Below are 24,366 nucleotides of genomic sequence, written 5' to 3'. Positions count from 1 at the left end.
TCGATACTGCGGCAACGCGGCGCGATTAGGATTTATGCAATGGCCGGCTTTCAGGGATCGAGGTCAAAAGCGTGTTACGCGCCGACTTCAGGTGCTTGCGGCAGGCGGCATCGACCTTGCCGAGGTCGCGCGATTTGAGCGCCTCGATATAGGCAAGATGCTCGCTGACGGCGACTTCGTTGCGCTCGCGCTCCTGCGCCTTGTTCCACTGGTAGTGGTAATGGAAGATCATGGCGATGACGTCGTAGAAATCGACGATGAAACGGTTGCGCGACGCACGGTGGATAAGCCGGTGGAAGCGCTCGTCCAACTCCGAAAACTCGTTGAACCGCGTCGCGATCTCGCGTGCCAGCTGGCGATGTTCGTCCTCCAGCCGGGCGAGATCGGTCCAGACCAGGCTGTCCTGCGGCAAGGCGGCGAAGGCAGCCGCCGAGCGGATTTCGAACATCTCGCGGATTTCGGTCAGCTCCAGCGCGAAGGCCCGCGTAAAACCCTTGAGCACCCAATGGCTGTTGCGGCGCTTCTCGATCAGGCCGAAGCGCGAGAAGCGAATCAGGAATTCGCGCACGCTGGTGGTGCCGACGCCGATCTCGCGCGCCAGTTCGAGCTCATTGATCTGCATGCCGGCCTCGGCGCCGCCGGCGAGCAGCCTGCGCATGAACGACCGCTCGATGATCTCGGCCAGCGTGTCAGTCTCTTCCTCGGGGAAAAAATCGTCGGGACTCGGGTCGCGCAGCACCGTTTTGGCACGCTTGTTCCAGGCGATCAGGCCGGTTTCCTCCATGCGCGTCAGGATGCTGCGCACGGTCGTGCGGCTGACGCCGAGCAGCGCGCCCAGCTCCGGTTCCGACGGCAGGCTGCGCGTTTCGTCGAGCAGCCTGAGGCACCTGTTGTAGGCGTCCTTGTAGACGTTGTTGCTCTTCGACATCCCCTGCCCCATTCACGCCAGCGCTTGCGGCGGCCGGCTTGAAGCGCAATATGACGTTCCCATGACCCTGAAAAGCAGGAATCGCTTTCGCTGGGTCCGGTCCGTTGTTTGCAGCGCCACCACCAGCCAGAGGCACGCGCAGCGCCTGCGAAAAAACAATTGACGCAAAACTGTTTTTTCACGATAAAAGACATTAACTCTTAACAGGCGCGTGTCAATCCGCGCGCATCCCAGGATCACCCAGGAACCCGCCCGTGAACGTCTCCAACACCATTCTTCTGTCCCCCGCCGACAATGTCGCCGTTGCCAATGGCCGCATCGAGATCGGCACCGCTCTGCCCGGCGGCGCGCTTGCCACCGCGGTCATCGAGCCCGGCCACAAGGTGGCGATCAAGCCGATTGCCGCCGGTGAAGCCGTGGTCAAATACGCCCAGGCGATCGGCCGCGCCACGCAGGACATTGCGGCGGGCGAGCATGTCCATTCGCACAATCTGGTGTTCGAGGCCGGCCGCCTGCCGGTGGTGCCGCCGAGCGAGGCCGAGCATGCGACGGAGGCCGACCGCGCCCGCACCTTCATGGGCTATCGTCGCGCCGACGGCCGCGCCGGCACCCGCAACTTCATCGGCATCCTCGCCAGCGTCAATTGCTCGGCCACCGTCTGCCATTCCATCGCCGACACCGCCAACCGGACCTTGCTGCCGAAATATCCGGGCATCGACGGCTTCGTGCCGATCGTCCACGGCCAGGGCTGCGGCATGAGCGGCACTGGCGACGGCATGATGGTGCTGCACCGCACGCTCGCCGGCTATGCCCGCCACCCGAATTTCGGCGGCGTGCTGATGGTCGGCCTTGGCTGCGAGGTCAACCAGCTCACCCTCTACGGCCAGAAGGGCGTCGCCGCCGGCAAACGCCATTTCAACATCCAGGACGCCGGCGGGTCGCGCAAATCGGTCGAGAAAGCGATGTTGGTGCTGGCCGAAATCGCCGAGGAAGTCGGCCAGTTGAAGCGCGAGCCGATCCCGGTCAGCGAGATCGTCGTAGGCCTGCAATGCGGCGGCTCCGACGGCATGTCGGGCATCACGGCCAATCCGGCGCTGGGTGCTGCTGTCGACATCCTGGCCGGCGTCGGCGGCATCGGCATCCTTTCCGAGACCACGGAAATTTACGGCGCCGAGCATCTGCTCGCCTACCGCGCGGCGACGCCCGAGATCGCCAAGAAGCTCGATGGCTATGTGAAGTGGTGGGAAGATCACGTCGCCAAGCATGGCGCCTCGATCGACAACAATCCCTCGCCCGGCAACAAGCGCGGCGGCCTCACCACCATCCTGGAAAAGTCGCTGGGCGCGGTAGCCAAAGGCGGCCAGACGCCGCTCAACGGCGTGTTCGGTTATGCCGAGAAGGTCACCGGCAACGGACTGGTGTTCATGGACACGCCCGGCTACGACCCGGTCTCGGCCACCGGCCAGGTCGCGGGCGGCGCCAACGTCATCGTCTTCACCACCGGCCGCGGCTCCTGCTTCGGCTGCCGGCCGACACCGTCGATCAAGGTCGCCACCAACTCGACCATGTATCACCAGATGGAAGAGGACATGGACGTCAATTGCGGCGTCATCGCCTCGGGTGAAAAGACTATCGCGGGCATGGGCCGCGAGATCTTCGAACTGATCGTCGAGACGGCTTCCGGCCGCAAGACCAAGAGCGAGGATTTCGGCTACGGCGACAACGAGTTTGTGCCCTGGCATCTCGGCGCGACGCTCTAGATTTAGCTGATATGTGGTAGACTGGCCGGGCCGGACGACGGCCGGCAACGGGGAGGTTTTGCATGGAAAAACGCCGCATCGGCAAGACGGCGCTCGAGGTCACCGAGATCAGCTTCGGTGGTGCCGCGATCGGCGGCCTCTATCGCGCCTGTTCGCGCGAGGCGGCAATGGAGACGCTGCAAGGCGCCTGGGAGGCGGGCTTGCGCTATTTCGACACCGCGCCCTTCTATGGTTTCGGCCTGTCGGAGCGGCGCTTCGGCGATTTCCTGCGCTACAAGCCGCGCGATTCCTATGTGCTGTCCACCAAGGTCGGCCGCCTGTTTCACCCCGTGCCTGAAGACCAGGTGCCCGATCACTCCTATGTCGACCCGCTGCCCTTCGCGCTCGACTACGACTATTCCTATGACGGTATCATGCGATCGGTCGACTTCAGCTATGCGCGGCTTGGCCTCAACAAGATCGATATCCTCTATGTCCACGACATCGGCGCCTACACGCATGGCGTCGAGAAGACCAAGCTGCATTTTCGCCAGCTGATGGACGGCGGGCTCAAGGCGCTCGAGGAGCTGAAGCGGGCCGGCACGATTTCCGCCTACGGGCTCGGCGTCAACGAAGTCCCGATCTGCCTCGACGTGATGCGCCGGGCACCGCTCGACTGCATCCTGCTCGCCAGCCGCTATTCCTTGCTCGACCGCAGCGCGGAAGCTGAGCTATTCCCGCTGTGCCGTGCGCAACAGACATCGCTGGTCATCGGTGGCGTGTTCAACTCCGGCATCCTGGCGACAGGCCCGGTGACAGGCGCGCATTTCGACTATGCGCCGGCCACCGCGGATATCCTTCACCGTGTCGATGTGATGGAGAAGATCGCCGGCGAGGGCGGCTATCCCCTGGCTGCCGCGGCGTTCCAGTTCCCCCTGCAAGATCCGGTGGTCGCCACCGTGCTGACCGGCACCGCCAAACTGGCAAACCTGACACGCAACCTCGAACTGCTCGACATCGACGTGCCGGAGACGGAATATCAGAAGTACCGCCCCTATACGGTTGTGCAGGAGTTGGGATGATGGCGGCATCGCCGTTGATGGCGGGCTGCAACTTCACAAATCCGCGACATCTGCGAGAGAATGAACATTCCACATTGACTGAAGCATGGAATTAATATTCCATGCTTCAGGAACGAAACGGGAGCTTCTGGCTGCATCTTGGGAGGAGCAGCGTGCGAATGTGTCTCCGCCGACGATGGCATATCAGGCGCGAAACACCGCTTGCATCGGCCAGATCGATGCACTATCAAAACAGCGTAAATGTTTTTTATTGATAAAGTTCCGTTTGGGCCGCGCCTATCCGAGCCGAACTTTCCGTAACGTTCACCGGGCGACTTAGGGAGGAATCCTAATGAAATTCGTGACCAGCATTCTCAACCGCCGCGCCGTCATGGCGCTGGCAGCAGCTTCGATGCTCGCGGGCGTCATGCATTCGGCGCCGGTTTCGGCGGCGGACGTGACCATTCCGATCATCGTCAAGGACACCACGTCCTTCTACTGGCAGATCGTTCTTGCCGGCGCTCGCAAGGCCGGCAAGGATCTCGGCGTCAATGTGCCGGAACTCGGCGCGCAGGCTGAAACCGACGTCAATGGCCAGATCTCGATTCTTGAAAATGCCGTCGCCGGCAACCCGGCCGCCATCGTCATTTCGCCGACGGAATTCAAGGCACTCGGCAAGCCGATCGATGAAGCGGCCGCCAAGGTCAAGGTTATCGGCATCGACTCCGGCGCCGATTCCAAGGCTTTCACCTCGTTCCTGACCACTGACAACGTCCAGGGTGGCCGCGTTGCCGCTGACGGTCTCGCCGCAGCCATCGGCGCAGCCAATGGCGGCAAGGTCGAAGGCAAGGTTGCCCTGATCACGGCGCTTCCCGGTGCCGGCTCGCTCGAACAGCGCGCCCAGGGCTTCAAGGAAGAGCTCAAGGCCAAATATCCTGGCCTGGAGCTGGTGGCCGACAAATATGCCGACGGCCAGGCCACGACCGGGCTTAATATTGCGACCGACCTGATCACCGCCAATCCCGACCTCAAGGGCATCTTCGCCTCCAACCTGATCATGGCGCAGGGCGTCGGCCAGTGCCGTGGCCGAGAACAACCTCGCAGGCAAGCTGGCCCTGATCGGCTTCGACAGCGACGAGAAGCTGATCAAGTTCCTTAATGACGGCGTCATCTCCGGCCTCGTCGTTCAGGATCCGTACCGGATGGGCTATGACGGCATCAAGACCGCGCTCGCAGCCTCGAAGGGCGAGAAGGTCGAAGCCAATGTCGACACCGGCGCCAATCTGGTGACCAAGGCCAACATGAAAGAGCCGAAGATCGACGCATTGCTCAACCCGAAGCTCAACTGAGCATCGGCATGAGTCGTTTCCGGGGCCTGCGCCCCGGAAACACCCGCCCGGCACAAATGGCTTGGAAACCCGCACCCTTGGGCTAGGCTGCAAAGAGGCGCATTACAGCCTCGCCGCGTGCCAATCGTGTGGCCAATCTGGGAGGATTGTCATGACATCGACGGCGCAAGAACTGCACCCTGCCCCCGTGCTGGAACCCGGCAGGACGATCCTTGAACTGCGCGGCATCGAGAAGAAATATCCGGGCACGCACGCGCTGAAGCCAGTCAACCTCGCTTTCAAGGCTGGTGAAATCCACGCCATCGTCGGCGAGAACGGCGCAGGCAAATCCACCCTGATCAAGCTTCTGACCGGCGTCATGCCGCGCACATCAGGAGAGGTCATATGGGAAGGCAAGCCGGTTGCCCTTGCGACGCCGCATGAAGCGATGGCGCTCGGCATCAACGCCGTGCACCAGGAGGTCGTGCTCTGCCGCCACCTGACGGTCGCTGCCAACATGTTCCTCGGCGAGGAGAATTCCCGCTTCGGCATCCTGCAACAACGTGCCATGGTCAGGGAAGCCCAGAAGATAATCGACGATCTCGGCTTCGACCTGCCGGCACATGTCGTGCTTGGTGACCTGACCATCGGCCAGCAGCAGCTGATCGCCGCCGCCCGCGCCACCGTGCGCGGCACCAAATTCCTGATCTTCGACGAGCCGACCGCCTACCTGACCCGAAAGGAAGCCGATCAACTGTTCACGCTGATCCGCCGGCTGAAGGGCGAAGGCGTGACGATCATCTACATCAGCCACCGCATGGAGGAAGTGTTCGAGCTTGCCGACCGTGTCTCGGTGCTGCGCGACGGCACGCTGGTCGGCACGAGGAACATCGCCGAGACCAACGACGCCGAACTGGTCAAGATGATGATCAACCGCTCGATCGAGCAGATCTACCACAAGGAACACTTCACGCCGGGTGCGCCGATCCTCGAGGCAAGGAACCTTTCAGGCAACGGCTTCGAAAACGTGTCGATGACGGTCCGCGCCGGCGAGATCGTCGGCCTCTACGGTCTGATCGGCGCCGGGCGCAGCGAATTCGTCACCACGCTCTACGGCCGCCACCGCAAATCGACCGGCCAGATCCTGTGGGAAGGCAAGGAAGTCCAGATCAACTCCGAGCATGACGCGATCAAGCTCGGCATGGCACTGGCGCCGGAAAGCCGCCGTGACCAGGGCCTGTGTCTCAATCTGCCCGTCGGCTTCAATCTCAACCTGCCGATCTACAAACGCATCTCGAACAATCTGCTGATCTCGGGCGCGCAAGAAAAGACGCAGGCGGACCGCCAGATCGCGGACCTGCGGATCAAAACGCCGACGCGCAATGCCCTGGCCTCCAGCCTTTCCGGCGGCAACCAGCAGAAGATCGTCATCGGCAAATGGCTGGCCCACGGCGCCAGGCTGTTCATCTTCGATGAACCGACGGTCGGCGTCGACGTCGGCACCAAGGCGGAAATCTACCGCCTGTTCAGCGCGCTCCTGTCCAAGGGCGCCGGCATCATCCTGATCTCGTCCTATTTGCCGGAGGTCTACGAGCTCGCCGACACGTTGCACGTATTCCGGCGCGGCAAGCTGGTGGCCACGCATGGGTTCCACGCCGCCGATCACGAGGAAATTCTCACGCAGGCGCTCGCCGAGAAACAAGAAAAACTGGGAGGACAGACATGAGCACCGAGGCGATTGCTGCCGAAAAACCGAAGCGCAACTACAACGCCCTGTTTGGATTGACGCTTCTGGCCCTGCTGGTGCTGCTGTGGGTCATCCTGTCGCTGTCCACATCGAGCTTCGCCTCCGCCAACAACATCTCGAACCTGCTGCGCCAAGGTTCGATGATCGCGATCCTCGCGGTCGGACAGACCTTCGTCATCATTACCGGCGGCATCGACCTTTCCGTCGGCGCCGTGGTCGGTTTCGCCACCGTCATCGCAGCGATGCTGATCAACGCCGGCGTGCCGGTCTTCCTTGCCGTCCTGCTCACCTTGCTGGTCGGTGTCGCCATCGGCCTGTTCCATGGCTTTGGCATCGTCAAAATGGGCTTGCCGCCCTTCATCATAACGCTTGCGACACTAACGTCGCTGCGCGGCATCGGCCTTTTGATCACCAACGGCAATTCGATCTCGATCAACAACGACGCCTTCCAGGAATTCTCGCGCAATTCCTTCCTTGGCATTCCCAACCTGTTCTGGATGGTCATCCTGGTCGGCATTCCCGCCTATGTCTTCCTCCACCATAGCCGCTGGGGCCGCTACCTGTTCTCGGTCGGCTCCAATGCCGAAGCCTCGCGCCTGTCCGGCGTCAACGTCCAGCGCACCATCTTCATGGCCTACACGCTGTCAGGTCTATGCGCGGCCTTCGTCGGCGTGCTGCTCGCTTCGCGCATTGGCATCGGCAATCCGACTCAGGCCGAGGGCTGGGAGCTGCAGGCGATCGCTTCATCCGTGATCGGCGGCACCTCCCTGTTCGGCGCGGTCGGCTCGGTGCATGGGCCGCTGCTCGGCGCGTTCATTCTCGCCACCATCAACAACGGCGCCAACCTGCTCAACGTCAATGCCTTCTGGCAGCGCATCATCACCGGCGCGTTGATCATCATCATCGTCTACTTCGATGGACTGCGTCGCCGCGGCAGCAAGTAATTCACAACTGGCATCGCCGCCGGGCTCGCATTGCCGACGGGCCGGCGGCGCTGTGAACCGACTGGATTGAAGCATGAAAGCTGTCGTCTGCCGCTCCCCCGGCGATCTCGTCCTGGAAGACCGTCCCGCGCCGGGCGCGCCACCTGCCGGCTGGGCGCTGGTCGCGATCAGCCATGTCGGCATCTGCGGCACCGACTACCACATTTTCGAGGGCAAACACCCGTTCCTCGCCTATCCCCGCATCATGGGCCACGAAGTGTCGGGAACCATCGTCGAGATCGGCGACGGCGTCGATCTGGCAATTGGCGAACCGGTCGTCATCAATCCCTATCTGTCCTGCGGCAAGTGCATCGCCTGCCGGCGCGGCAAGCCCAATTGCTGCGTCAGGATCGAGGTGCTCGGCGTCCATCGCGACGGCGCCATGTGCGAACGCATCCTGGTCCCGGCGCAGAATCTTTATCCGGCAAACGGCCTGTCGCTGGCAGACGCCGCCGCCGTCGAATTCCTCGCCATCGGCGCGCATGCCGTACGGCGTGCGCGGGGCGAGCCCGGCGCCCGCACGCTGGTCATCGGCGCCGGCCCGATCGGCCTCGGCACCGCTATCTTCGCCCGCATAGCCGGGCTCGACGTGACGTTGCTCGACATGAGTACGGAACGGCTCGCTTTCGCTGCAAACGAGCTCGGCTTCCAGACCCTCGACGGGTCACGTGGACCAGTCCCGGATCTGGTCAGGGAGGCGACGTCAGGCGAAGGCTTCGACGTGGTGTTCGACGCCACCGGCAACACCCAGTCGGTGCAGTCGGCTTTCGCTCATGTTGCCCATGGCGGCACACTGGTGCTGGTCAGCGTCGTCAAGGACGACATCGTCTTTTCCGACCCCGAATTCCACAAACGTGAAATGACATTGATCGGCAGCCGCAATGCGCTGCGCGCCGACTTCGATCATGTCGCCGCCTCGATCCGCAATGGCGCCGTGCCTTTGGCCAAGCTCGTCACCCATCGCACATCGCTTGCCGATACGCCGCGCGATCTCGCCCGCTGGGCACATGAAAAATCCGGCCTGATCAAGGCTGTGATCGAGATCGGATAGTCGGCAGAATTCGGTTCACAGCGCCGACAGTTTGAGCTCCACCCGCTCCGCCGGAAAGCGCGATTCCGAAAACTGGATCGGCTGACCGTCCGGCGTGACGTTGACGGCGACCGTGACCAGCACGATGGCGCCGGGCTGCAGGTCGAGGTCGGCAAGATCGGCCGCATCGGCATGGCGCGCCGACAGCACGGTCGATTGCCGGAGATAATCGTCTATGCCGAAACGGGCCAGCGACGCGGTGATCGAGCCGGTCTCAGCCATCGCCATGTCGATGCCGGCGAAGCGCCTGGCATCGAACCAGCCGGCAGCGCGCGACACCGGCCGTCCATCGGCTTCGCCACGGGTCTCCAGCCTGATCACCTCAGCCCCCCTGGCTAGGCCAAGCCCCTCGGCGACACGCTGGCTGGCCGGCTCGACCGATGAGGCGAGCAGCACGATATGCCGTTCCGAGGTCTGCCCTTGCAGGCCGGTCGAAAAGCGTGTGCGTGCGCCGATCGGATAGGAGAGCCGCTTGCGCGACAGCACGAAGGTGCCGCGTCCCTGTTCGGCCCGCAGCACCCCTTCCTGCACAAGCGCCGATATGGCGCTGCGCACCGTGTGGCGGTTGACGCCGTAGCGCTCGGCCAGCGCCACCTCCGGCGGCAGCGCGGCATTCTCGGCGAAATCGCCGATGGCGATCGCCTGCAGGATCCTGTCGGCAATCTGCCGCCACAGCGAAACGCCACTGCGCCGTTCGATACTGTCGGCTTCCTGTCGTCCGATCATGAATTGCCCCCAAGCTTCTGCCGCTTGTCATCCACCCGTCATGGACTCGCGTTACGTAATATGTATAATTTGTATAGTTGTCTATATCAATAGACAAATTTAGCAAAGAGGAATGCTGCCGATGCGAGGACAGGAAGCCCGCGACCAGGCCGAACGCAAGGCCGCCATGGCGACGTTGGCGCAATCGAGCGGCGACGATATCGTCCGGCTCTGGAACGAGGCCGGCCTGCCTTCACAAGCCGAGCTGCTGCGCGGTCCCGAGACCGGTCTGGTGACGCTGCGCGGCCGTATCGGCGGCGGCGGCGCACCCTTCAATGTCGGCGAGGCGACCGTCACCCGCGCCACTGTCCGGCTGCCGTCCGGACAGGTCGGCCATTGCTACGCGCTCGGCCGTGACAAGCAGAAGGCGAAGCTGGCGGCCATCGCCGACGCGCTGTGGCAGGACCCTGCCCGCCGCGCCGAGATCGAGACCAGGCTGATCGCGCCTTTGAGGTCGGCGCTTACGACTGCCCATGAAAAACGCCGCGCCGAGACGGCGGCCACGCAGGTGGATTTCTTCACCATGGTTCGCGGAGAAGACTGATGGATATCGCAGCGCAATCGATCGAGGGCGGCTTCACCGATCCGGTCTTCAACGCCCAGACCGTTTTCCGCGCCGTCATGGACGCGATGGCGCGGCCGGGCAGCGTGCAGCCCTTGCCGGCCCTCGCCCATCCACCGGCGCCGTTCTCGGCAACATCAGGCGCCATCGCACTGGCGCTGTGCGACAATGACACGCCGCTCTGGCTCGACCCGGCGCTGCACACCTCCGCCGCGATCGGGTCCTGGCTTGGTTTCCACACCGGCGCACCGCTGGCCAACACGCCGGCCGATGCGCATTTCGCCTTTATCGCCACGCCGGCCGAGATGATGTCGCTCGACGGCTTTTCGCAGGGAACGCAGGATTACCCCGACCGCTCGACCACGCTGATCCTCCAGGTCAGCGACCTCACCTCAGGCGCTCCGCTGTTGCTCGAAGGTCCCGGCATCGAAACCACCGCCACGATCGCGCCGGCGCAAATGCCACGCCATTTCATCGAGCAGTGGAAGCAGAACACCCAGCGCTTTCCACGCGGCGTCGACATCATCCTCGCCACCGTTGGCGGCATAGCCTGCCTGCCGCGCACGACGCGCATCAAGACGATGGAGGCTTGAAGATGTATGTCGCGGTAAAAGGCGGCGAGGCTGCAATTGCCAACGCCCACAGCCTGTTGGCCGACCGTCGGCGCGGCGACCGTTCGGTGCCGGCACTTCGCCTTGACCAGATCGTCGAGCAGCTGGCGCTCGGCGTCGACCGGGTGATGAGCGAAGGCTCGCTCTATGACCGGGAACTCGCAGCATTGGCAATCGTCCAGGCGCGCGGCGATATGATCGAGGCGATCTTCCTGGTGCGCGCCTATCGCACCACGCTGCCGCGCTTCGGTTACAGCAAGGCCATCGACACCAGCGCGATGCGGGTCGAACGGCGCGTGTCGGCGACCTACAAGGACCTGCCCGGTGGTCAGCTGCTGGGTCCGACCTTCGACTACACGTATCGCCTGCTCGACCCCGAGCTTGCCGCCGGCGCGGATGTCGCCGAACCCTTGCAGCGTGACACGGAAGCGCAAGCCATGCCGCGCGTCTCGGCGATCCTTGCCCGCGAAGGCCTGATCGAACCGGATGGTGAGATGCCGCAGGACCATGTCCCCGGCGACATCACCCGCGAACCCTTGGAATTCCCGATGGCACGCGACATCCGCCTGCAGGCGCTGTCGCGCGGCGATGAAGGTTTTCTGCTGGCGCTCGGCTATTCCACCCAGCGCGGCTATGCCCGCAACCATCCCTTTGTCGGCGAAATCCGCATCGGCGAGGTCGAGCTGGAACTCGACGTTCCCGAACTGCCCTTCGCCGCACCCCTCGGCACGGTGCGGGTCACCGAATGCCAGATGGTCAACCAGTTCAAGGGCTCGGCCAAGGCGCCGCCGCAATTCACGCGCGGCTACGGCCTGGTCTTCGGCCAGAGCGAGCGCAAGGCGATGGCCATGGCGCTGTGCGACCGCGCGCTGCGCGCCTCCGAACTCGGCGAGGACATTGTCGCCGCCGCCCAGGATGAGGAGTTCGTCATCTCGCATTCCGACAACGTCCAGGCGACCGGCTTCGTCGAGCATCTGAAGCTGCCGCATTATGTCGACTTCCAGGCCGAGCTCGACCTCGTGCGCCGTATGCGCGCCGAGTACGAGGCCCGCGAACACCCCGCGAAGGTCGAAGAGAAGCGGGAGGCCGCGGAATGATCGAAGGCCTGTCCCACATGACCTTCATCGTCAGGGATCTCGACCGGATGACTGCCATCCTCGAGGGCGTGTTTGATGCAGGTGAGGTCTACGCCAGCGACGCCGCGCAGTTCTCGCTGTCGCGCGAAAAATTCTTCCTGATCGGCGACATCTGGATCGCCATCATGGAGGGCGAGGCGCTGCCTGAGCGCAGCTACAACCACATCGCCTTCAAGATCGATGACGCCGATTACGACCGCTACGCCGAGCGCATCGCCAAGTTAGGGCTGGAGATGCATCCGCCGCGTCCGCGCGTCGAGGGTGAAGGCCGCTCGATCTATTTCTACGACGACGACAACCACATGTTCGAATTTCACACCGGCACGCTCACGGAGCGGCTGGCGCGCTATGCCGAAGGACTTGAGGTCGCATCATGACCGACATCGCCACCTACAACTTCGCCTATCTCGACGAGCAGACCAAAAGGATGATCCGCCGGGCGATCCTCAAGGGCATCGCCATCCCTGGCTACCAGGTGCCGTTCGCCTCGCGCGAAATGCCGATGCCCTATGGCTGGGGCACCGGCGGCGTCCAGGTCACCGCCTCGATCATCGGCCCCGATGACGTGCTGAAGGTGATCGACCAGGGCGCCGACGACACCACCAATGCGGTCTCGATCCGTGCCTTCTTCAAGAAGGTCGCCAATGTCGCCGTCACTACCGACACCGCCAGCGCCACCATCATCCAGACCCGCCACCGCATCCCCGAGCATCCGCTGACCGCCAGCCAGGTGCTGGTCTACCAAGTGCCAATTCCGGAGCCGCTGCGCTTCCTCGAACCACGCGAGACCGAAACGCGCAAAATGCATGCGCTGGAGGAATACGGCCTCATGCATGTGAAGCTCTATGAGGACATAGCCAAGCACGGCCGCATCGCCACCACCTATGCCTATCCGGTGAAGGTCGAGGGCCGCTATGTGATGGACCCTTCGCCGACGCCGAAATTCGACAATCCCAAGATGCACCGCTCGCCGGCTTTGCAGCTGTTCGGAGCCGGCCGCGAAAAGCGCATCTACGCGGTGCCGCCCTTCACCGAAGTCGTCAGCCTCGACTTCGAGGACCATCCGTTCGAGGTGCAGACCTTCGACCAGCCCTGCGCGCTGTGCGCCGCCGAGAACGTCTATCTCGACGAGGTCATCCTCGACGACCATGGCGGCCACATGTTCGTCTGCTCCGACACCGACCACTGCGAGAAGCGGCGGGCCGACGGCCATCGCGGCCACCTTGCTCCGGAAACCCATTCTGTTTCGGAAAAAATGGAGCCGGCACAATGACCGACGAACCGCTGCTGCGCGTATCGGCGCTGTCCAAATTCTACGGCTCGCGCGTCGGCTGCGACAACGTCTCGTTCGACCTGTGGCCAGGCGAGGTCCTGGCTGTCGTCGGCGAATCGGGGTCCGGCAAGACGACTTTGCTCAACTGCCTGTCGACGCGGCTCTTGCCCTCCTCCGGCACCGCCAGCTACCGCATGCGCGACGGCCAGTTCCGCGAGCTCTACCGCATGAGCGAGGCCGAGCGCCGCTTCCTGATGCGCACCGACTGGGGGTTTGTCCATCAGAACCCGGCCGACGGCCTGCGCATGACGGTGTCGGCCGGCGCTAATGTCGGCGAGCGGCTGATGGCGGTGGGCGACCGCCACTACGGCAAGATCCGCGCCACGGCGGTCGACTGGCTGTCGCGCGTCGAGATCGAGGAAGACCGCATCGACGACGAGCCGCGCGCCTTTTCCGGTGGCATGCGCCAGCGCCTGCAGATCGCCCGCAACCTCGTCACCGGACCACGCCTGGTGTTCATGGACGAGCCGACCGGCGGCCTCGACGTCTCGGTGCAGGCACGCCTGCTCGACCTGTTGCGCGGGCTGGTCACCGACCTCGGCCTCGCCGCCATCGTCGTCACCCACGACCTCGCCGTGGCGCGGCTTTTGTCGCAGCGCATGATGGTGATGAAGGATGGCCGCGTCGTCGAAAGCGGCCTCACCGATCGCGTGCTCGACGATCCGCGCGCGCCCTATACGCAGCTCCTCGTCTCTTCCATCCTGCAGGTGTAACCATGCCGACGCCCCTCGTTGTCTCCGACGTCGCCAAGAGCTTTACCATGCATCTGCGCGACGGCATCAAATTGCCTGTCGTCGCCGGTGTCTCATTCTCGATCAAGGCCGGTGAATGCACCGTGCTTGGCGGCCCGTCCGGTGCCGGCAAGAGCTCAATCCTGAAGATGCTCTACGGCAACTATGCCGTCGACGAGGGCCAGATCATCGTCAAGCACGAAGACGGACTGATCGATCTCGCCCATGCCAGCCCGCGCACCGTGCTTGCCGTTCGCCGGCAAACGATCGGCTATGTCAGCCAGTTCCTGCGCACCGTACCGCGCGTCTCGGCGCTCGACGTCGTCGCCGAGCCACTGGTCGAGCGCGGCGAAGAGCGCGAAATTGCCCGCGGCAAGGCACGCGCCTTGCTGGCGCAGCTCAATTTGCCGGAAAAACTCTGGGCCCTGCCGCCGGCGACCTTTTCCGGCGGCGAGCAGCAGCGCGTCAACATCGCGCGCGGCTTCATCATCGAGCACCCGATCCTGCTGCTCGACGAACCGACCGCCTCGCTCGACGCCAAAAATCGTGACGTGGTGATCGAACTCATCGCCGCCAAGAAAGCGGCCGGCGTCGCTTTGCTCGGCATCTTCCACGACCATGATGTGCGCGAGGCGGTGGCCGACCGCATCATAGACGTCACCGCTTTCGCTCCAGGAAAACTCGCCGCATGACCAGGAAATTGTCGGAGACGCCGCTGGTGCACCCGACGGCTGAAGTGCACAATTCGACGCTTGGCCGTTGGACCGAAATTGCGGACCGCAGCCGGGTTTCGGAAAGCGAACTCGGCGACTATTCCTACATGATGCAGGATTGCGCCGTCTGGTGCGCGACGATCGGCAAGTTCGCCAACATCGCGGCAAGCGTGCGCCTCAACGCCACCAACCACCCGACCTGGCGGCCGACGCTGCACCACTTCACCTACCGCGCCTCGGACTATTGGGACGACGCCGAGCACGAGAGTGAATTCTTCGCCCAGCGCCGCGCCAAACGCGTCACCATCGGCCACGACACCTGGCTCGGCCACGGCTCGACCGTCCTGCCCGGCGTCACCGTCGGCGATGGCGCGGCGGTTGGCGCCGGAGCCGTCGTCTCAAAGGATGTCGCGCCCTACACCATCGTCGCCGGCGTGCCGGCGAAACCGATCCGCGAGCGCTTCGACCGCCGCACCGCCGAACGCTACCAGGCGCTTGCCTGGTGGGATTGGGACCATGCCAGATTGCGTGCGTCCCTTGACGATTTCCGCGAACTGTCGGCGGAGGCGTTTCTGGAGAAATATGGCTGACGTCACGAGAAACGCGGCCAATTTTTTACGGTGGTTAATCCTGCAGTAGCAGATACCACCTAGAGTGGCAGTATAGAGGAGACTAGCTCTTGGCTATACTGACTATACCGGCTTGCATTGGGTTGGCACTGGTGGCGTTGGGCATTTGGAGCGTTAGGAGCGGGGTCAACCGCTGGGGGCAGCCCGACCGGGTATCGACCTTTATTTTAGTAATCCTGGGGTTGGGTCTCGCGGCGGTAGGGTCGGTAATACTCTACGTGTTGGCGTTCATTTCTCAGCTAGGCTGCCTTAACTGCTAACGTGGCCGCCCGGCCTGATCCCCGTCCAAAACAACATTCGCCAAGTTTCATATCCTTGACACATGACTCGGACAGGACCCCATCTCCCCCAAGGAGATCGCCATGCTCGACATCGTCAGACCCTCGCTCGCCGGATTCTTCGCCGGCTCCAATCCCACGCCACCAGCCCATCTCGGCACACGCTACGACAGCTCGGGCAATTTCCTGACCGAGCCCGGCAACACCGTCGTCAGCCATCTCGTCAGCGGTTCGCCGTCCGAGGCCGTAGTGCTTGCGGTGCGCGAGAAGATGCTGGCGATGCCTGACGCCGACCGACTCGCCTTCACTCCCGTTTCCAGCCTGCATATGACGCTGTTCCAGGGCATCATCGAGTACCGCCGCCGCTTGCCCTACTGGCCGCAGGACGTGCCGCTCGACACCAGCATCGATGCCATGACCCGGCTTTATCTGGAACGGCTGAAGGGTTTCGGGGGCCTTGACCCCTTCAACATCAAGGTGGTCGAAATCGTGCCGACCGGCCTCACCGTTGCCGGCGCGACCAACGAGGACGTACGCATCATGCGTCGATGGCGCGATGCGCTGGCGGTGCCGTTCGGCTACCGCCACCCCGATCACGACACTTACGTCTTCCACATCACCTTCGCTTACCAGATCCAGCGTCTGGCAGACGATAGAGCCGCTGAGTGGCAGGCGCTGTTCGATGATGGCCTGGCACTTTTCGCAAAGCAGGCACCGGTGATCGAGATCAAGGCCCCCGCCTTCTGCGCTTTCCGCGACATGAAGCATTTCGAGGAATTGCTGGTGCTTGGCTGATTGCCGGCAAGACCCCAGTGCATGTCGCCCAAAAGTGACCTCCGTTTTGGGAGAGCGACATGCATAAGAACAAAGACCTGAAGCGCGTCGCATGAATTCGTTTCAGCGCGACGCGCTTCAGTCGTCGCGCCTGTGGAGCGTAACAAAACTGACATGCTGGCGACACGGCAGGTTCATGTGGCTGCGTTAGGCGAGAGCCTGACGATCAATAAGGCCCGGACTGGAGCCCAGCCCCATGTCAGCAAGCTCTGCCACACTCGAAATCCGCGGTGTCAGCCGACGATTTGGCAAAAACACCGCCGTCAGCGACGTCAACATCTCGATCCCGCAGGGTCAGATGGTCGGCGTCATTGGCCGTTCGGGCGCCGGCAAATCGACCCTTCTTCGCATGATCAACCGTCTTGTCGACCCCAGCCAGGGGTCGATTTTTTTGATGGCGCCGAGGTCTCCCAGCTGCGCGGCTCGCCGCTGCGGCGCTGGCAGCGCGACTGCGCCATGATTTTCCAGCAGTTCAACCTGGTGCCGCGCCTCGACGTGCTGACCAATGTGCTGCTTGGCAAATTGAACCACCGTTCAACCCTGTCCAACCTTCTCGGCATGTTCTCGCGCGCCGAGTGCGCCGAGGCAGTCGCGGCCCTTGAGCGGCTCGACATCGCCCGCACCGCTCTGCAGCCCGCCGGCACCTTGTCAGGTGGACAACAGCAACGCGTCGCCATCGCCCGCGCCCTGATGCAGCAGCCCAAGGTGATCCTCGCCGACGAGCCGATCGCCTCGCTCGACCCGCTTAACGCCAAGGTGGTGATGGATTCGCTGCAGGACATCAATCTGCGCGAAGGCATCACCGTCGTCACCAATCTGCACACGCTCGATACCGCGCGCACCTATTGCAACCGCATCATCGGCATGGCCGCCGGCAAGGTCGTCTTCGATGGCCCACCCGAAGAGCTCAACCGCGAGGCCGTGCGTCTCGTTTATGGCGCCGACAGCAATGGCGGCGAAATCGCCGAGGCCATCACCTCGACCAGCGTTGCCTTCAAGCAAAAGATTGCAGCATCCGCCGGACCGCTCGAGCCTGCATTTCCAGGTTACTGAGTTCAAGAAAGAGCGGCTCGGATCGTCCGCCCACGTCAAGGGCACCTGTCAAAATCGATAACGCTGCCGGCGCGGGGCCGGAACCTACAGGAGAGATAACAGATGTTCAGGAAGATGGTTCTCAGTGCCGTTTCGGTACTCGCCATGGCCACCAGCATGGCCCACGCCGCCGATCTGAAGGAATTCCGCGTCGGCATTCTGGGCGGTGAAAACGAAACCGACCGGCTGCGCAACTACCAGTGCCTGGCCGACCATCTGAAGACCGAATTCGGCTTCGAGAAGGTCTCGCTGTTCCCCGCCGCCGACTATGACGGCGTCATCCAGGGCCTCCTCGGCGGCACGCTCGACTTCGCCGAACTCGGCGCTTCCGGCTACGCCAGCGTCTACATCAAGGACCCCAAGGCGGTCACCCCGATCCTCACCACCCAGCAGACCGATGGCGCGACCGGCTATTATTCGATCGGCCTGGCGCTCAAGTCTTCCGGCATCACCGACATCAAGTCGGCCAAGGGCAAGAAGCTCGGCTATGCCGATCCGGATTCGACCTCCGGCTACCTGATCCCGCTGACGCAGATTCCGAAGGACACCGGCGCCTCCAACGAGACCTATTTCGCCTCGACCCAGTTCAACGGCGGCCACGAGAACAACATCCTGGCCGTGCGTGACGGCAAGGTCGATGTCGCGGTGGACGATTCCTCCGGCATCGGCGACTTCAAGAACGGCTACACCTCCGGCACCTTCCACAAGGAAGTCGCCAAGGGCGCCGTCGACCCCAACGACTTCGTCGAAGTCTGGCGTTCGGGCCTGATCCCGAACGGCCCGCTGGTCGTGCGCACAGCGCTCGGCGACGACATGACCGCCAAGCTTGCCAACTTCTTCACCGATCTGCCGAAGAAGGACAAGGCTTGCTTCGAGGGCGTCGAAGGTGGCGATTTCACCGGCTACGTTCCGGTGAAGCCGGACTTCTACAACGTCATCGTCGAAGCCCGTAAGGCAGCCATCGGCGGCTAACGGCGAAATCGAAAAGGGCGGTGTTCAAAAACACCGCCCTTTTTGCATCTCCGATCATGACCCTTTCCGTGACAGCCCCCTCCTTGACGGCCTCTTCCGGCGCCACCCATCAGATGGCCGATGCCTGGCGACGCCAGACGTCGCTGCGCCGGTTCTATACAGTGCTTGGCGTCGGCCTGCTGCTCGTCGCGATGTTCGCCAGCATGTGGTTCGCCGACGAGGCCAATGCCGGGCACTTCTTCGACCGGCTGCCGCATATTCTCGATTTCCTGAGCTGGCTCATCCCCAAGGATTGGAACGACGTCTGGCGCGCCTTGCTCGACATTGCCTCGCCGCATGACACCGGCACGCAGGAATTCAACTTCCCGCTCGGCCGCGTCTATGTCTGGGGCGGGTTCTACATCCCCGAATATTTCGAGCTGATGCTGACCACGGTGAACATGGCCCTGGTTTCGACCTTCATCGGCTTCATCTTCGCGGTGCCATTTTCCTTCATCGCCGCGCGCAATCTGACGCCCCATCCGGTGCTGCGGCTGGTCGTCAAGCGTTTCATGGAACTGCTGCGCGCCTTTCCGGAAATCGTCATCGCCGGCCTGTTCGCGGCCATCGTTTCGGCCGGTCCGATCGCCGCCATCATCGCCATCGGCCTGCATTCGATCGGCGCACTCGGCAAGCTGTTCTACGAGGTCAACGAGAACATCGACATGCGTGCCGAGGAAGGTTTGCGCGCAGTCGGCGCCAACTGGTTCGAGCGGGTGCGCTTTGCCGGTCTGCCGCAGGTGCTGCCCAATTTCATGTCCTACACGTTGCTGCGCGTCGAGATCAATGTCCGCGTCTCGACCATCATCGGCGCGGTCGGCGGCGGTGGCATCGGCGAGGAATTGAAGCTCTCCATCTCGCGCGGCTTCGGCGCCAAGACGCTGGCGCTGGTGCTGCTCTTGTTCACCACCATCTTCATCATCGACCAGTTTTCCGCCTGGCTGCGCCGCAAGCTGGTCGGCGAGCAAGCTTTTATGATGGGGGCTTAGACCATGATCCCGAACCGAAGGACCGCGTCAGCGAAAAGTGGCATCCGGTTTTCTCGGACAAACGGGAACCGTTTTGTCCAAGAGATCATGGTCAAATGGAAAGACAAATCATGGCCGCCATGACCGCCGAGGAGATGCTGTCGATCGAGGAGCGCTATCCCCAGGTGTTCCGGCGGCCGTTGTACAAACGCTTCGCCCCGCTCTTCCTGTTTATCGGCATCCTGACTTACCTCATCTATGTCCTGTGGTTCTTCAGCCTGCCGCAGGTGCTGCGGGAATCGCACTGGGAGCGCCTGCCGCTGTTCCTCACACAATGGATCAGCTACGACCTGCAGCCGGAGTTCCGGCTCGACCAGCCGGAGATCACGCCCAAATACCCTCGCTTCTCAGCGCTTGGCGACAACCCCAACCCAGACTGGGTGATCAAGAACCCGGACGGCACCTTCACCGTGCTGATCGATGGCCCGGCAAAATCCGTCACCTTCGACAAGACGCAGGCGACGATCGCGGCCAACGGCCAGACCGTGCCGGTTGCGCTGACCAGCGGCAAGCCGGTGATCACGGGCCCGGTGCCGGACTGGATTACCGCGCATGACGACGAGGTGGTCGCCAAGATGGGCTTCGTCGGCGAGGTGCGCGTCACCGTCGACCGCGTCAAGGTGCGCAAGCGTTTCCTCGGCTGGGCGAATTTCGTCTTCGACACGCGCTCGCCCTTCTTCGGCAAATCAGCGGGAGAGGTGATCTCGCTGATCACGTCCGGACCTAAGCTGAAGCCGGGCACCTCCAATCTCGCATTGGCCGGTGACAACATCTGGAACAACGCCCAGTGGCAGCACGGCGACGTCTGGACGAAGCTGCTGCAGACCATCGTCATGGCCTTCCTGGGCACGCTGCTCGGTGGCATCGTCGCCTTCCCGCTGGCCTTCTTCGCCGCCCGCAACATCACGCCGAGCAGCCTGCTCAGCCAGGTGCTGAAGCGCTTCTTCGACTTCATGCGCTCGGTCGACATGCTGATCTGGGCGCTGTTCTTCACCCGCGCCTTTGGCCCCGGTCCGCTCGCCGGCAGTGCTGCGATCTTCTTCACCGAAATCGGCACCCTCGGAAAAACCTATTCCGAAGCGCTGGAGAACATCGACGACAAGCCGCGCGAAGGCGTGCTGTCAACGGGCGCCAACGGCCTCCTGGTGCAACGCTATGGCGTGATGCCGGAAGTGATACCGGTCTTCATCAGCCAGACGCTCTACCAGTGGGAATCCAACACCCGCGGCGCCACCATCATCGGCGCCGTCGGCGCCGGCGGCATCGGCCTAAAATTGTGGGAAGCGATGCGCACCAACTCCAACTGGGCCAACGTCTTCTACATGGTGCTGCTGATCCTGCTCGTCGTCTTCATCTTCGACAACATCTCAAACTTCCTGCGCCGGAGGCTCAGTCGGACGATTCACGACTACAACAGGATTCAGGCCGAGCAGGGGTAGCGATCTCAGCGTCTCAGGGCATGTTGAGATTCGGGTCAGGCCGGGTCGAAAATGCTGGGTTACGAGAACCGGAGCGGAGCGTACTTTTGGGTACGTGAGCACCGGAAGCGCAGGAACCCTGCATTTGCAGGCCGGCCTCACCCGAATATCGACATGCCCTAAGCGGCAGCCTTCCACCCATTCCTAATATGCTTATAGCCGTCCCTATAAACCGCTTCCGGGCTCTCGGAAAAATCGCGCCACACCTTGGTCGCCGCTGCCAGATCCTTGAGCGAGCGACCAAACGACTCGATCGTCAGCCAGTCGTCGTAGCCGCTCTTGCGGATCGCCGCGAAAGTCTCTTTCCACGGGATGTTGCCGCGCCCCGGTACGCCGCGATCGTTCTCCGAGATGTGGATGTGCACGACATTCCTGCGGTGCTTCGTATAGGCCCCGATCGGGTCGGCCTCCTCGATATTGGCATGAAAGGTGTCGTACATCGCCCTGATATGCGGCCGGCCGATGGCATCGATATGCTCCGACAGATCGGCCATCGTGTTGAAAAGATAACATTCGAAGCGGTTCAGCGCCTCCAGCCCGATGGTCACGTTCCGCTTGCCGGCATGGTCGCCGATGGTGCGCTGGGAGGCGACGGAACGGTTCTTCTCGGCCGGTGTCGGCCCGCTGCCGGAGAAGGCCCCGAGTGTCGAATGCAGCGGCCCGCTGAGCGTCCTGGCGCCAAGCGCATCGGCGCAATCGACAGCCCATTTCATGTACTCGACACCGGCCTTGCGGGTCGCGGTATCCGGCGAGATGAGGTTCATCGAGGGATCGCCCATCGCCGAGACTGCGGTCCGCTCCAGCCCGATGCGATCGAGCAGGTCGCCAAGCTTTTTGTAGTCGTCCGGCGTGCCGGCGAAGATCGGTATCTCGACGCCATCGAAGCCGGTCGCCTTGATGTCGCGAAGCAGCGGCTCGTGCTTCTTCGACACCGCCGTCGTCCACAAGAACATGCACATGCCGATTTTCATCGACGCCCCCTCCCCCTTGGATCCCCCCGGATCGTCTTTATTCTAAAGCTTCGTCCACGCCCCATTCTTCTTCGAAGATTTCACGCAAGCCTCGATGAAGGCCATGCCCTCGACGCCGTCCTGGATGGTCGGGAAGACGACATCCTTGGGCGGCTTGCCGCCCTTGCGTCGTGCAGCCCGGATCGCCCGCGCGGCTTCCTGGTAGATGTTGGCGAAGCCTTCGAGATAACCCTCGGGATGGCCTGACGGCACACGGCTGACGCGGCCTGCCACCGGCAGCGCGCCGGCGCCGTTGCGGGTGATCAATTGCTTCGGCTGACCGAATGGCGTGTACCAGAGATAGTTCGGATCGGCCTGCACCCATTCCAGCCCGCCCTTCGAGCCATAGATGCGCAGCTTCAGCCCGTTCTCGTGCCCGGGCGCCACCTGGCTCGCCCAGATCATGCCCTTGGCCGGATGCGTCTTGCCGGTGGGCTTGAAGCGCAGCATGACGTTGACATTGTCGTCGAGCAGCCGCCCCGGCACGAAGGCATCGAGATCCGCCGACAACGAGTCGAGCTCCAGCCCCGAGACGAAGCGGGCGAGATTGTAGGCATGCGTGCCGATATCGCCCAGCGCGCCGCCCGCACCCGCCTGTTTCGGATCGCCGCGCCACGAGGCCTGCTTCTGTCCGGTGGCGGCGAGATCCTCGGTCAGCCAGTCCTGCGGATATTCGGACTGCACGATGCGGATGTCGCCAAGCACCCCCTTGGCTACCATTTCGCGCGCCTGCCGCACCATCGGGTAGGCGGTGTAATTGTGAGTGAGTACGAACACCTTGCCGGTCTTCTCGACCACAGCGGCGAGCTTCTTCGCCTCGGCCAGTGTCGTTGCCAGCGGCTTGTCGCAGATCACGTGGATGCCGGCCTCGAGGAAGGCCTTCGCAGCAGGCACATGCACATTGTTCGGCGTGACGATGGCCACCGCCTCGATACCGTCGGGGCGCTTGGCCTCGGCCTTGGCCATCTCGGCGTAGGAGGCGTAGCTGCGATCGGGATCAAGCCCGAGTTCGGCCGCCGATGCCTTGGCCCGCTCGGGATTCGCCGACAGCGCGCCGGCGACCAGAACGAAATCATTGTCCAGGCGCGCCGCGATGCGGTGCACCGCGCCGATGAAGGCGCCCTGCCCGCCACCGACCATGCCGTAGCGGATCGGGCCGCCTCCCGTTTCCGACTTCGATGCGCCAACCATTTTCTTCTCCGTTAAATTCCCATCATCGCGCGCAGCAGCTTCTTGTCCGTGGTGCCGCTGGCAAAATCGTCGAATGCCCTTTCCGTCACGCGGATGATGTGGTGCTGGATGAAGGGCGCACCTTCAGCAGCACCGTCTTCGGGATGCTTCAGGCAGCACTCCCATTCCAGCACCGCCCAGGAATCGTAATTGTACTGCGTCAGCTTGGAGAAGATGCCGCCGAAATCCACCTGCCCGTCGCCGAGCGAGCGGAAACGGCCGGCGCGGTTGGTCCAGCTCTGATAGCCGGAATAGACGCCTTGCCGCCCCGTCGGATTGAACTCGGCGTCCTTGACGTGGAACGCCTTGATACGCTCGTGATAGATGTCGATGAATTCGAGATAGTCGAGTTGCTGCAGCAGGAAGTGCGAGGGGTCGTAGTTGATGTTGCAGCGTTTGTGACCGCCGACAGCATCGAGGAACATCTCGAACGTCGCGCCGTCGAACACGTCCTCAGAGGGGTGAATTTCGTAGCCGACATCGACGCCATTGTCCTCATAGACATCGAGGATCGGCTTCCAGCGTTTGCCGAGTTCGCCAAAGGCCTCCTCGATCAGTCCGGCCGGCCGCTGTGGGAAGGGATAGAGGTAAGGGAAAGCCAGCGAGCCGGTGAACGACACCGAAGCATTCAGCCCGAGATTGCGCGATGCCTTGGCGCCGAACTTCATCTGTTCGACCGCCCATTTCTGCCGCGCCTTCGGATTGTTGTGGACCGAGGCCGGCGCGAAGCCATCCATCTGCGCGTCATAGGCCGGGTGCACCGCCACCAACTGCCCCTGCAGATGCGTCGACAATTCGGTGATTTCGACGCCGGCATCGGCACAGATGCCCTTCACCTCGTCGCAATAGGTCTTGGAAGAGGCCGCTTTCTTGAGGTCGAACAGGCGCGCGTCCCAGGTCGGGATCTGCACGCCCTTATAGCCGAGACCGGCGGCCCATTTGGTGATCGAGGCCAGCGAATTGAATGGCGCTGCGTCACCCGCGAACTGCGCCAGAAACAGTCCAGGGCCCTTCATTGTCGTCGGCATCGGCATCCTCCCTCATTGTGT

General features: G+C 63.0%; 22 protein-coding genes and 2 pseudogenes. 19 read left to right on the top strand and 5 right to left on the bottom strand.

Annotation, left to right across the window (positions count from 1 at the left end; genetic code table 11):
* Positions 1-25: 25 nt before the first annotated feature.
* Positions 26-928, bottom strand: coding sequence for a GntR family transcriptional regulator (locus AC56QX_RS10765; RefSeq protein WP_497115819.1), 903 nt, complete (start codon positions 926-928; stop codon positions 26-28).
* A 254-nt stretch (positions 929-1,182) separates the two neighbouring features.
* Between AC56QX_RS10765 and AC56QX_RS10760 the strand changes: the two genes are divergently transcribed.
* The 6 genes and pseudogenes from AC56QX_RS10760 (at position 1,183) to AC56QX_RS10735 (ending at position 8,837) form a co-directional block, all read left to right on the top strand.
* A complete protein-coding gene (locus AC56QX_RS10760) occupies positions 1,183-2,688 on the top strand; it encodes a UxaA family hydrolase (protein ID WP_497115817.1) in 1,506 nt (501 codons plus the stop codon).
* 62 nt (positions 2,689-2,750) lie between these two features.
* The gene (locus AC56QX_RS10755; protein ID WP_497115816.1) at positions 2,751-3,749 is read left to right on the top strand and encodes an aldo/keto reductase; all 999 of its coding nucleotides are present in this window, start codon (positions 2,751-2,753) and stop codon (positions 3,747-3,749) included.
* A 331-nt stretch (positions 3,750-4,080) separates the two neighbouring features.
* Positions 4,081-5,077: pseudogene (locus AC56QX_RS10750) on the top strand (ABC transporter substrate-binding protein).
* A 151-nt stretch (positions 5,078-5,228) separates the two neighbouring features.
* Entirely contained in the window at positions 5,229-6,782 is a 1,554-nt protein-coding gene (locus AC56QX_RS10745) for a sugar ABC transporter ATP-binding protein (RefSeq protein WP_497115814.1), read from the top strand.
* On the top strand, positions 6,779-7,747 hold the full coding sequence (locus tag AC56QX_RS10740; RefSeq protein WP_464613917.1) for an ABC transporter permease: 969 nt from the start codon (positions 6,779-6,781) through the stop codon (positions 7,745-7,747). The genes AC56QX_RS10745 and AC56QX_RS10740 overlap by 4 nt, the downstream gene beginning before the upstream one ends.
* Positions 7,748-7,820: 73 nt before the next feature.
* Positions 7,821-8,837 (top strand): zinc-binding alcohol dehydrogenase family protein, encoded by a 1,017-nt coding sequence (locus AC56QX_RS10735; RefSeq protein ID WP_497115812.1) that lies wholly within the window; start codon positions 7,821-7,823, stop codon positions 8,835-8,837.
* Between the two features lie 15 nt (positions 8,838-8,852).
* Here AC56QX_RS10735 and phnF read toward each other — a convergent pair whose 3' ends face one another.
* Positions 8,853-9,602, bottom strand: a complete 750-nt coding sequence (gene phnF / locus AC56QX_RS10730; protein WP_497115810.1) for a phosphonate metabolism transcriptional regulator PhnF — start codon at positions 9,600-9,602, stop codon at positions 8,853-8,855.
* A 121-nt stretch (positions 9,603-9,723) separates the two neighbouring features.
* Between phnF and phnG the strand changes: the two genes are divergently transcribed.
* From phnG to phnE (AC56QX_RS10665), 13 genes and pseudogenes are all read left to right on the top strand, one after another.
* Positions 9,724-10,185 (top strand): phosphonate C-P lyase system protein PhnG, encoded by a 462-nt coding sequence (gene phnG / locus AC56QX_RS10725; RefSeq protein ID WP_497115809.1) that lies wholly within the window; start codon positions 9,724-9,726, stop codon positions 10,183-10,185.
* Positions 10,185-10,796, top strand: coding sequence for a phosphonate C-P lyase system protein PhnH (gene phnH / locus AC56QX_RS10720; RefSeq protein ID WP_497115807.1), 612 nt, complete (start codon positions 10,185-10,187; stop codon positions 10,794-10,796). Before phnG ends, phnH begins: the two co-directional genes overlap by 1 nt.
* A 2-nt stretch (positions 10,797-10,798) precedes the next feature.
* The gene (locus tag AC56QX_RS10715; RefSeq protein ID WP_497115805.1) at positions 10,799-11,911 is read left to right on the top strand and encodes a carbon-phosphorus lyase complex subunit; all 1,113 of its coding nucleotides are present in this window, start codon (positions 10,799-10,801) and stop codon (positions 11,909-11,911) included.
* Positions 11,908-12,327: a FosX/FosE/FosI family fosfomycin resistance hydrolase gene (fosX, locus tag AC56QX_RS10710; RefSeq protein ID WP_497115803.1), complete on the top strand. Its 420-nt coding sequence runs from the start codon at positions 11,908-11,910 to the stop codon at positions 12,325-12,327. Before AC56QX_RS10715 ends, fosX begins: the two co-directional genes overlap by 4 nt.
* Positions 12,324-13,223: an alpha-D-ribose 1-methylphosphonate 5-phosphate C-P-lyase PhnJ gene (locus AC56QX_RS10705; RefSeq protein ID WP_497115801.1), complete on the top strand. Its 900-nt coding sequence runs from the start codon at positions 12,324-12,326 to the stop codon at positions 13,221-13,223. The genes fosX and AC56QX_RS10705 overlap by 4 nt, the downstream gene beginning before the upstream one ends.
* Positions 13,220-13,996: a phosphonate C-P lyase system protein PhnK gene (gene phnK / locus AC56QX_RS10700; protein ID WP_015315654.1), complete on the top strand. Its 777-nt coding sequence runs from the start codon at positions 13,220-13,222 to the stop codon at positions 13,994-13,996. Before AC56QX_RS10705 ends, phnK begins: the two co-directional genes overlap by 4 nt.
* Positions 13,997-13,998: 2 nt before the next feature.
* Complete coding sequence (phnL, locus tag AC56QX_RS10695) at positions 13,999-14,706, top strand: phosphonate C-P lyase system protein PhnL (protein ID WP_497115799.1); 708 nt, start codon at positions 13,999-14,001, stop codon at positions 14,704-14,706.
* Positions 14,703-15,317, top strand: coding sequence for a DapH/DapD/GlmU-related protein (locus AC56QX_RS10690; protein WP_497115798.1), 615 nt, complete (start codon positions 14,703-14,705; stop codon positions 15,315-15,317). The genes phnL and AC56QX_RS10690 overlap by 4 nt, the downstream gene beginning before the upstream one ends.
* Positions 15,318-15,718: 401 nt before the next feature.
* Positions 15,719-16,429, top strand: coding sequence for a DUF1868 domain-containing protein (locus AC56QX_RS10685; RefSeq protein ID WP_497115796.1), 711 nt, complete (start codon positions 15,719-15,721; stop codon positions 16,427-16,429).
* Positions 16,430-16,664: 235 nt separating this feature from the next.
* Positions 16,665-17,521: pseudogene (gene phnC / locus AC56QX_RS10680) on the top strand (phosphonate ABC transporter ATP-binding protein).
* A gap of 102 nt (positions 17,522-17,623) precedes the next feature.
* The gene (gene phnD / locus AC56QX_RS10675; protein ID WP_497115794.1) at positions 17,624-18,532 is read left to right on the top strand and encodes a phosphonate ABC transporter substrate-binding protein; all 909 of its coding nucleotides are present in this window, start codon (positions 17,624-17,626) and stop codon (positions 18,530-18,532) included.
* A 56-nt stretch (positions 18,533-18,588) separates the two neighbouring features.
* Positions 18,589-19,560 (top strand): phosphonate ABC transporter, permease protein PhnE, encoded by a 972-nt coding sequence (phnE, locus tag AC56QX_RS10670; RefSeq protein ID WP_027043332.1) that lies wholly within the window; start codon positions 18,589-18,591, stop codon positions 19,558-19,560.
* Between the two features lie 110 nt (positions 19,561-19,670).
* On the top strand, positions 19,671-21,038 hold the full coding sequence (gene phnE, locus AC56QX_RS10665) for a phosphonate ABC transporter, permease protein PhnE (RefSeq protein WP_497115792.1): 1,368 nt from the start codon (positions 19,671-19,673) through the stop codon (positions 21,036-21,038).
* Positions 21,039-21,196: 158 nt separating this feature from the next.
* On the opposite strand, the gene AC56QX_RS10660 is transcribed toward phnE (AC56QX_RS10665), so the two are convergent.
* Genes AC56QX_RS10660 through AC56QX_RS10650 form a run of 3 tightly spaced genes read right to left on the bottom strand, consistent with a single transcriptional unit; the run spans position 21,197 to position 24,345 of the window.
* On the bottom strand, positions 21,197-22,048 hold the full coding sequence (locus AC56QX_RS10660; RefSeq protein ID WP_497115791.1) for a sugar phosphate isomerase/epimerase family protein: 852 nt from the start codon (positions 22,046-22,048) through the stop codon (positions 21,197-21,199).
* Between the two features lie 42 nt (positions 22,049-22,090).
* A complete protein-coding gene (locus AC56QX_RS10655) occupies positions 22,091-23,278 on the bottom strand; it encodes a Gfo/Idh/MocA family protein (protein ID WP_497115789.1) in 1,188 nt (395 codons plus the stop codon).
* Positions 23,279-23,289: 11 nt separating this feature from the next.
* Entirely contained in the window at positions 23,290-24,345 is a 1,056-nt protein-coding gene (locus AC56QX_RS10650) for a sugar phosphate isomerase/epimerase family protein (protein ID WP_497115788.1), read from the bottom strand.
* Positions 24,346-24,366: the final 21 nt, after the last annotated feature.

The sequence above is a fragment of the Mesorhizobium sp. RCAM 06353 genome (genome assembly GCF_059683585.1).
This window is presented reverse-complemented; position numbering and strand designations above follow the sequence as displayed.

Bases quoted from the DNA above. Each gene is read 5' to 3' on its own strand.
- AC56QX_RS10765 (WP_497115819.1), bottom strand. From the start codon at position 928: ATGTCGAAGAGCAACAACGTCTACAAGGACGCCTACAACAGGTGCCTC.
- AC56QX_RS10755 (WP_497115816.1), top strand. From the start codon at position 2,751: ATGGAAAAACGCCGCATCGGCAAGACGGCGCTCGAGGTCACCGAGATC.
- AC56QX_RS10745 (WP_497115814.1), top strand. From the start codon at position 5,229: ATGACATCGACGGCGCAAGAACTGCACCCTGCCCCCGTGCTGGAACCC.
- AC56QX_RS10740 (WP_464613917.1), top strand. From the start codon at position 6,779: ATGAGCACCGAGGCGATTGCTGCCGAAAAACCGAAGCGCAACTACAAC.
- AC56QX_RS10735 (WP_497115812.1), top strand. From the start codon at position 7,821: ATGAAAGCTGTCGTCTGCCGCTCCCCCGGCGATCTCGTCCTGGAAGAC.
- phnF (WP_497115810.1), bottom strand. From the start codon at position 9,602: ATGATCGGACGACAGGAAGCCGACAGTATCGAACGGCGCAGTGGCGTT.
- phnG (WP_497115809.1), top strand. From the start codon at position 9,724: ATGCGAGGACAGGAAGCCCGCGACCAGGCCGAACGCAAGGCCGCCATG.
- phnH (WP_497115807.1), top strand. From the start codon at position 10,185: ATGGATATCGCAGCGCAATCGATCGAGGGCGGCTTCACCGATCCGGTC.
- AC56QX_RS10715 (WP_497115805.1), top strand. From the start codon at position 10,799: ATGTATGTCGCGGTAAAAGGCGGCGAGGCTGCAATTGCCAACGCCCAC.
- fosX (WP_497115803.1), top strand. From the start codon at position 11,908: ATGATCGAAGGCCTGTCCCACATGACCTTCATCGTCAGGGATCTCGAC.
- AC56QX_RS10705 (WP_497115801.1), top strand. From the start codon at position 12,324: ATGACCGACATCGCCACCTACAACTTCGCCTATCTCGACGAGCAGACC.
- phnK (WP_015315654.1), top strand. From the start codon at position 13,220: ATGACCGACGAACCGCTGCTGCGCGTATCGGCGCTGTCCAAATTCTAC.
- phnL (WP_497115799.1), top strand. From the start codon at position 13,999: ATGCCGACGCCCCTCGTTGTCTCCGACGTCGCCAAGAGCTTTACCATG.
- AC56QX_RS10690 (WP_497115798.1), top strand. From the start codon at position 14,703: ATGACCAGGAAATTGTCGGAGACGCCGCTGGTGCACCCGACGGCTGAA.
- AC56QX_RS10685 (WP_497115796.1), top strand. From the start codon at position 15,719: ATGCTCGACATCGTCAGACCCTCGCTCGCCGGATTCTTCGCCGGCTCC.
- phnD (WP_497115794.1), top strand. From the start codon at position 17,624: ATGTTCAGGAAGATGGTTCTCAGTGCCGTTTCGGTACTCGCCATGGCC.
- phnE (WP_027043332.1), top strand. From the start codon at position 18,589: ATGACCCTTTCCGTGACAGCCCCCTCCTTGACGGCCTCTTCCGGCGCC.
- phnE (WP_497115792.1), top strand. From the start codon at position 19,671: ATGGCCGCCATGACCGCCGAGGAGATGCTGTCGATCGAGGAGCGCTAT.
- AC56QX_RS10660 (WP_497115791.1), bottom strand. From the start codon at position 22,048: ATGAAAATCGGCATGTGCATGTTCTTGTGGACGACGGCGGTGTCGAAG.
- AC56QX_RS10655 (WP_497115789.1), bottom strand. From the start codon at position 23,278: ATGGTTGGCGCATCGAAGTCGGAAACGGGAGGCGGCCCGATCCGCTAC.
- AC56QX_RS10650 (WP_497115788.1), bottom strand. From the start codon at position 24,345: ATGCCGACGACAATGAAGGGCCCTGGACTGTTTCTGGCGCAGTTCGCG.